We start from the raw sequence: 4,008 nt of genomic DNA, 5'->3' as shown, positions 1-4,008 counted from the left end.
GTAGCGACAATGCCAGCGCCCGCCCATACGTCGGGGCTTTATCTGTGTTGATCAACCGTGGAATTTGCAGGCGCTTCGTATTATTCAGAAGTTTACCCATAAAGCGATAGGCGGCTTTGGTGTGACGACGTGAAGACAGGTAAAAGTCAATGGTGCAGCCCCTGCTGTCGACGGCGCGGTACAGATAAGCCCAGCGTCCGTTGACCTTCACGTAGGTTTCATCGAGATGCCATGAGCCAAAACCGGAAGGTTGACGCCAGTACCAGCGCCGCCGCTTTTCCATCTCAGGTGCATAACGCTGAACCCATCGATAAATCGTGGTGTGATCGACATTTACCCCTCGCTCAGCCAGCATCTCCTGCAGCTCACGATAACTGATGCCATATTTGCAGTACCAGCGGACGGCCCACAGGATAATATGACGCTCAAAATGTCGACCTTTAAATGGGTTCATGTGCTGCTCCTTCAACTAAACAGTGGCATCAGTTTACCATCGCCAGATCTTTGCAACAGTGCCTAAAAAAGAGCCGCAGCTGAAAATAGCACAACAACTGGCACTGGTCTTTTATCGGATCCTGAAAACTAAAAACAAGCCACAGCTTAGCAGGCGGTTCACCTCCTGTCAGCGAAAGCGGACCTGTTGAGCTTCAGCGTGTTGCAGCCGGGATGGAAGCTGATGCAGCAGCAATATGTGAAGCCATTACCAGCAGATGGAGTAACGGTGTAGTTGACGGGCATGTAAATCGCCTGAAAATGCTGAAGCGGCAGATGTACGGGCGTGCCGGGTTCGAGTTACTGAGACAACGAGTGATGAGTCCTCTGGCTTGAAAGGTTCCATCCAAGTTGCGGAAGACCCAAGTCGCCACCGGCATTAACAAATATCGCGCATGAATTCATAACGTTCTCCTTGTTCATCGATCGCTGACACGCGACCTTTCCTTTAATTGTAGTGGCTGACCCTCTTTTCCGGTCAGCCTGAACAAAAAGAGGCGACCCAGAGGGCCGATCGAAAAAGATGATCGGCCCCTACATAATGAATTTACTCTTTATCACCCAGCAGGACGGACTCCAGCGCGATCTCAATCATCTCGCTGAAGGTAGTCTGACGCTCGGCGGCGGTGGTCTGCTCGCCGGAGCGGATATGGTCAGACACTGTGCAGATCGCCAGCGCTTTCGCGCCGAACTCTGCCGCCACGCCGTAGATACCCGCGGCTTCCATCTCGACGCCGAGGATGCCGTACTTCTCCATCACGTCGAACATCTGCGAGTCCGGAGTGTAGAACAGATCCGCAGAGAAGATGTTACCGACGCGGGCATCTACGCCCAGCGCTTTGGCAGAGTCAACCGCGTCGCGCACCATGTCGAAATCCGCAATTGCCGCAAAATCATGGTCTTTGAAGCGCATACGGTTCACTTTGGAGTCGGTGCTGGCACCCATGCCGATCACCACGTCACGCAGTTTCACATCGCTGTGCACCGCACCGCAGGAACCGACGCGGATGATTTTTTTCACGCCGAAATCGGTAATCAGCTCTTTCGCGTAGATTGAGCAGGATGGAATACCCATACCGTGGCCCATCACCGAAATCTCACGACCTTTATAGGTGCCGGTATAACCCAGCATGCCGCGCACGTTGTTCACTTCGACCGCGTCCTTCAGGAAGGTTTCCCCGATGTGCTTAGCGCGCAGCGGGTCGCCTGGCATTAGTACCACGTCAGCGAAATCACCCATCTCAGCGTTAATATGAGGCGTAGCCATGTTGAATCCTTAGTCTTATTAAATGGGGATTAAAAAATACTTTTGCCGTATTCCATCGGCGACAGGCCAAAATAGCTGGCAACCGTCTGACCAATGTCGGCGAAGGTATCGCGATAGCCGTAATCGCCCGGTTCCACGTTTGGGCCGTAGATCAGCACCGGGATATGCTCGCGGGTGTGCTCGGTACCGCGCCAGCTTGGGTCACAGCCATGGTCGGCGGTGAGGATCAGAATATCCCCCTCCTTGACCAGTGTCATCAGCTCCGGCAGGCGGCGGTCAAACAGCTCCAAGCCACCAGCATAGCCGGGGATATCGCGACGATGGCCCCACGTTGAGTCGAAATCAACGAAGTTGGTGAACACAATACTGTTATCCGGGGCGGTTTTCATCTCTGCAACGGTAGCGTCAAACAGCGCGTCCAGCCCGGTGGCTTTCACCTTTTTGGTGATGCCAACGTGGGCGTAGATATCCGCGATTTTACCAACGGAAATCACTTCCCCACCCTGCTCGTCCACCAGCTTTTTCAGGATAGTCGGGGCCGGAGGCTCCACCGCTAGGTCATGACGATTACCGGTGCGCTTAAAGCCGCCCGGCTTATCACCGACAAACGGACGGGCGATCACCCGGCCAACATTGTAACCGCCTTCGGTTAGGGCTTCGCGCGCTATTTCGCACAGCTCATACAGACGGTTAAGGCCGAAAGTCTCTTCATGGCAGGCAATCTGGAATACCGAGTCGGCGGAGGTATAGAAAATCGGCTTGCCGGTTTTCATATGCTCTTCCCCAAGCTGGTCGAGAATCACCGTACCGGAGGAGTGGCAGTTGCCGAGATAACCCAGCAGATTGGCTTTTTTCACCAGAAGGTCGAGCAGCTCCTGCGGGAAGCTGTTCTCCACATTGCTAAAATAGCCCCAGTCAAACAGCACCGGCACCCCAGCGATTTCCCAGTGACCGGACGGCGTGTCTTTCCCGGAGGAGAGCTCGCTGGCGTAGGCGTAAGCGCCAATAATTTCGGCATTTTTATCCAGCCCCGGCGGGAATTTCCCGGTCGAGGCTTCTGCCGCTTTGCCCAGCCCTAGGGCGGTCAGATTCGGCAGATAGAGCGGGCCCTTACGCCCTTTGTCTGCTTCATTCCTAAAGCACGCTTCGGCGATATGACCGAGCGTATCCGTGCCTTCATCACCGAACTTGTCGGCGTCTTTACTGGAGCCGATTCCAAAGGAATCGAGCACCATGATAAATGCACGTTTCATCCTAGTCTCCTGCGCGATTGTCGCGATAGGCATTTAAAAATGCTATTAGAATAGAATACTCGTTATCACGAGATTTTGCGATAGATAACCGGCGTTGCCTGCGGCTGTTCACTGCCCACCGCCACCGCGCGCTTCACAGCAGCGGCGGCTTCCTGCCACCTGGCTTCGGTTGCCGCGTGGATCACTGCCAGCGAGCACTGCGCATCAACGCTGTCGCCCAGCTGCGCCATTTCGCTGAAGCAAACGCTGTAATCAATGCTGCCGCTGGCACGAGGACGCCCGCCGCCCATCGACACCACGGCCATTGCCGGCGCTGGAAGACAGCACTTAGTTCATATTGGTCAGCAGCGCGGTGATTTTGCAGCCCGCGCCCTTGGCTACGCCGACTATCGCCTACGCCAGCGATTCAGACAGTTCATATGTCGGCATAAATGCGCTGGATCCCACTTTCACATCCATCACCAGCGCATCCAGTCTTTCGGCCAGTTTTTTCGCGAGGATCGAGGTGGTAATCAGCGGAATAGTAGTCGACGGTCGCGGTGATATCGCGCGTGGCGTAGAAGGGCTTTGTTGAATAATAGGGCACTGTTGCAAAGATCTGGCGATGGTAAACTGATGCCACTGTTTAGTTGAAGGAGCAGCACATGAACCCATTTAAAGGTCGACATTTTGAGCGTCATATTATCCTGTGGGCCGTCCGCTGGTACTGCAAATATGGCATCAGTTATCGTGAGCTGCAGGAGATGCTGGCTGAGCGAGGGGTAAATGTCGATCACACCACGATTTATCGATGGGTTCAGCGTTCTGCACCTGAGATGGAAAAGCGGCGGCGCTGGTACTGGCGTCAACCTTCCGGTTTTGGCTCATGGCATCTCGATGAAACCTACGTGAAGGTCAACGGACGCTGGGCTTATCTGTACCGCGCCGTCGACAGCAGGGGCTGCACCATTGACTTTTACCTGTCTTCACGTCGTCACACCAAAGCCGCCTATCGCT

4 protein-coding genes and 2 pseudogenes are annotated in these 4,008 nt (G+C 54.6%); 2 read left to right on the top strand and 4 right to left on the bottom strand.

Going from position 1 to position 4,008, the window contains the following annotated elements; genetic code table 11:
• Positions 1-454: IS6 family transposase (locus tag BBW68_RS00630; protein WP_083264709.1), on the bottom strand; the 454-nt coding region annotated here is incomplete at its 3' end.
• A gap of 64 nt (positions 455-518) precedes the next feature.
• Between BBW68_RS00630 and BBW68_RS15265 the strand changes: the two are divergent.
• Positions 519-828: pseudogene (locus BBW68_RS15265) on the top strand (transposase); the annotation flags it as partial.
• Positions 829-1,039: 211 nt separating this feature from the next.
• Here the strand turns inward: BBW68_RS15265 and deoD are convergent.
• The 3 genes and pseudogenes from deoD to BBW68_RS15260 all read right to left on the bottom strand — a co-directional run.
• Entirely contained in the window at positions 1,040-1,759 is a 720-nt protein-coding gene (gene deoD / locus BBW68_RS00625) for a purine-nucleoside phosphorylase (protein ID WP_070133575.1), read from the bottom strand.
• 29 nt (positions 1,760-1,788) lie between these two features.
• Positions 1,789-3,012 carry a phosphopentomutase gene (deoB, locus tag BBW68_RS00620; protein WP_070133574.1) on the bottom strand — a complete coding sequence of 408 codons (1,224 nt, stop codon included), beginning with the start codon at positions 3,010-3,012 and terminating at the stop codon, positions 1,789-1,791.
• 65 nt (positions 3,013-3,077) lie between these two features.
• Positions 3,078-3,580, bottom strand: a pseudogene (locus tag BBW68_RS15260) (hypothetical protein); the annotation flags it as partial.
• 76 nt (positions 3,581-3,656) lie between these two features.
• On the opposite strand from BBW68_RS15260, the gene BBW68_RS00610 reads away from it, so the two are divergent.
• Positions 3,657-4,008 (top strand): IS6 family transposase (locus tag BBW68_RS00610; RefSeq protein WP_148127480.1); only part of this gene is annotated, 352 nt, incomplete at its 3' end.

Source organism: Candidatus Erwinia dacicola, from assembly GCF_001756855.1.
GTDB classification, from domain to species: Bacteria; Pseudomonadota; Gammaproteobacteria; order Enterobacterales; family Enterobacteriaceae; genus Erwinia; species Erwinia dacicola.
Note: the sequence above shows the minus strand (reverse complement) of the source record. Positions and strands in the feature narration are given on the sequence as shown.

Coding starts and splice junctions, on each gene's coding strand:
- deoB (WP_070133574.1), bottom strand. CDS start 3,012: ATGAAACGTGCATTTATCATGGTGCTCGATTCCTTTGGAATCGGCTCC.
- deoD (WP_070133575.1), bottom strand. CDS start 1,759: ATGGCTACGCCTCATATTAACGCTGAGATGGGTGATTTCGCTGACGTG.